The organism is Caballeronia catudaia, from assembly GCF_001544755.2.
Taxonomy (GTDB): Bacteria; Pseudomonadota; Gammaproteobacteria; order Burkholderiales; family Burkholderiaceae; genus Caballeronia; species Caballeronia catudaia.
This window is the reverse complement of sequence record NZ_FCOF02000114.1, coordinates 1-2,485: the sequence shown is the minus strand read 5'-3', so window position 1 is coordinate 2,485 and position 2,485 is coordinate 1. Positions and strand designations below refer to the sequence as shown.

At 59.6% G+C, this 2,485-nt stretch carries 5 protein-coding genes; all 5 read right to left on the bottom strand.

Annotation, left to right across the window (positions count from 1 at the left end; genetic code table 11):
• Positions 1 to 228 (bottom strand): hypothetical protein (locus tag AWB75_RS36240; RefSeq protein WP_143746692.1); only part of this gene is annotated, 228 nt, incomplete at its 3' end.
• 208 nt (positions 229 to 436) lie between these two features.
• Positions 437 to 613, bottom strand: coding sequence for a helix-turn-helix domain-containing protein (locus AWB75_RS36235; RefSeq protein ID WP_235012438.1), 177 nt, complete (start codon positions 611 to 613; stop codon positions 437 to 439).
• A gap of 161 nt (positions 614 to 774) precedes the next feature.
• Positions 775 to 1,479, bottom strand: coding sequence for a phosphatase PAP2 family protein (locus AWB75_RS36230; protein WP_061128720.1), 705 nt, complete (start codon positions 1,477 to 1,479; stop codon positions 775 to 777).
• A gap of 51 nt (positions 1,480 to 1,530) precedes the next feature.
• A complete protein-coding gene (locus tag AWB75_RS37965; protein WP_159462858.1) occupies positions 1,531 to 1,695 on the bottom strand; it encodes a hypothetical protein in 165 nt (54 codons plus the stop codon).
• Positions 1,696 to 1,783: 88 nt separating this feature from the next.
• Positions 1,784 to 2,230, bottom strand: coding sequence for a hypothetical protein (locus AWB75_RS36225; RefSeq protein WP_061128719.1), 447 nt, complete (start codon positions 2,228 to 2,230; stop codon positions 1,784 to 1,786).
• Between the last annotated feature and the right edge of the window lie 255 nt (positions 2,231 to 2,485).

Below are 2,485 nucleotides of genomic sequence, written 5' to 3'. Positions count from 1 at the left end.
AGGACGAGTAAGCGCGAAGCGGTACGGCTTCAATGCGATGAACAGGTTATCGGCCACGAGCTGCCGCTTGTCCTGCTTGTCCACATCACAAAAGCCGCCATCCGAGCGGCTCATATACTCTGAAAGCTGCCCGATGGCTGATGGAGATTGCTTTCCAGCCGATCGCACGTCGCCGGCGCCGAACGCCTTCGCAATGCAAAGAATGCCACCCTGCTGACCGGTGCTCATCAGTCAAACGCTGAACGACCCGTGTGTTTCGGAAATACTATTGGTGTCGAGGGGCGCGTGTCTTTGGCGCGTCGTCCAGCATGTAGATCAACCGGTCGAGCGTCGGCCCGAAATGGCATAGCGCTCACGCACGAGCGCCATCGCGCGTGCTCGCAGATCGGCGGGCAACTCGCGGTTGCTGGGCTGTCCGCGCTCGCCTGAAATCAGACTAGCCGGACCGCTTGCCACACACATAGCGCCGCGCCAGACGACTGATCTGGCGTTCGCACAGCCCCAGTCGTTCGGCCGCCCGGACCATCGTCAGCCGATGCTCGCACACCGCCTCGATCACTTTGATGCGTTCGAGTTCATGCATAGTCGCCGTGATGAAACCACGCTCGTTCATGGTGGAACACCTTGAAGACGCTCGCATTCAGCGTGCGCTTCGCGGAGCGAAACCGGACATTTCTAATGAGCCAAAACCCGACATCACTAAAAAGCTCCAACAAACTCGACGCCCTCGCGCAAGCGTCGCTTCATCATCTCGGGCCTTGCCAACATCTCTGCTCACCCTCGGTGTAATTGCTTGATGACTAACGTCGCGAGGTACCGCGGCTCATCGAACATCGTCGCAAGTTCGAAGAAAAACAGGAAGGCCAGCGTATAGCCCACGGCCGGCCGATATTCCATAAATCGCACGAATAAGGGCGCGAAGCGAGTCCGGATGGGCGGGCGTGCGAGGAGCCATGCGCAGAAGGCGCCGATGGCCGCACCCCCGATGACGTCGCTCGGATAATGCAGCCCCAGATAGACGCGAGGCAGACACACGAAGACCACGCACTGCACGATCGCGAGCACGCCGATCCATCGCCAGACAAGGAAGATGCCGACGGCTATCGCCATCCAGAGCGCGGCATGATCGCTGGGGAACGAACTCCACAAGCGCATGCCGGTGCCCGTTTGATCGGATAGCGGAAACGACAGATGAACGGCGGGATCATAGATCGGACGGAGACGGAACGGCAGCGTCAGCGCAAACAGGCGGCCGAGCAGAAATGCCGCGAGCCCAGCGCACAGCGTCGCGACAACAGTCTCTCGGCGTTGCTGCTGGTCGTCTCCCTGCTTGAACCAGATGGCGCAGAGAATCGCGAGTGGAAGGAGGCCCTTAGTGAAATAGAACTCGGCGATCGCGCGAACAGCGTGAGCGAACACGAAAGACGATCCGGCAATATGAACGAGCCAGGTTTGAATTTCCGTGTCAAAAGCGTTCATGTGTCGTGTCTCCGTACGTATATGTCAATAGTGTTCGAAACGTACGTGCAGTCAATCTAATTGTCTGTTCATTGCCTCGCATAAAACCGGAGCCGATGCCCGCCGCTCCACCGGCGATGCACGCAATCTCTTGGCCGGGACCGCCCAGAATTCGCCGTCATCAAGCGCGAAGTCGGCAATAACAAGCCGGCAGAAACCCGTAGTGGAGACTTTCATACCACGCATTCCTGTCACGGACGGGCCCCGATTCCGGTGCGTCGTACCGCGCGTCCCGGTGCGCTGGTCGCTAACCTCTCGGCGCGCGTCAGGACGCGCCTTTGGTTCGCAGCGAGCCGACGTATTGCTTGGCCGCCTCGTTGCCATGCACGAGCGCACGTAACGCGAGAGCAAGGGCCAACTGCGTCTCATGAGCCACCGCGCTGCGATCAGCATCGAATAGCTGGACCGCGTGCCGCACATGTTGCGCCGCTTGAGTATGGAGGCCCGACGCCGCTGCGTGATGTTGCGCGGCTGTCAGGCTACTTTCCACGGAGCCAGCCGACGATGGAGCGCCCGCATGCTTGGCCGCGACATGGACCTCGTCAATGGCATGCTGCGCGTGGCCGTGAGCCAGCACAGCCAGATGGGCAGCATGCTCGTAATTCTTGCCCGCCTCGTAAAACTGCGAAGCCTCCCGATGAAATATGGCTGCCTTCTCGTGATGCGATGCCGCAGCCTCGAGATGTCCAATTTTGCTTGGTTTGCTGTTCATGGCAGCCCGGCTCCGGAGATGTCAAATCAGCGATCGGTTGCGACTATTAATTAATAGCTGCAATTACGCCACTTTGCATTGGCACAATCACCAATCGCGCGCATAGGGCCGGCAGCCTGACGCTATGTCACCGGCCTCGCGATCGGTTTCCACGTTCCGTCGTCACAATGCGCTCACCAGTTCCGGCACGACCGTGAACAGATCGCCGACGAGACCGTAATCGGCCACGCTGAAAATCGGCGCTTCCGGGTCTTT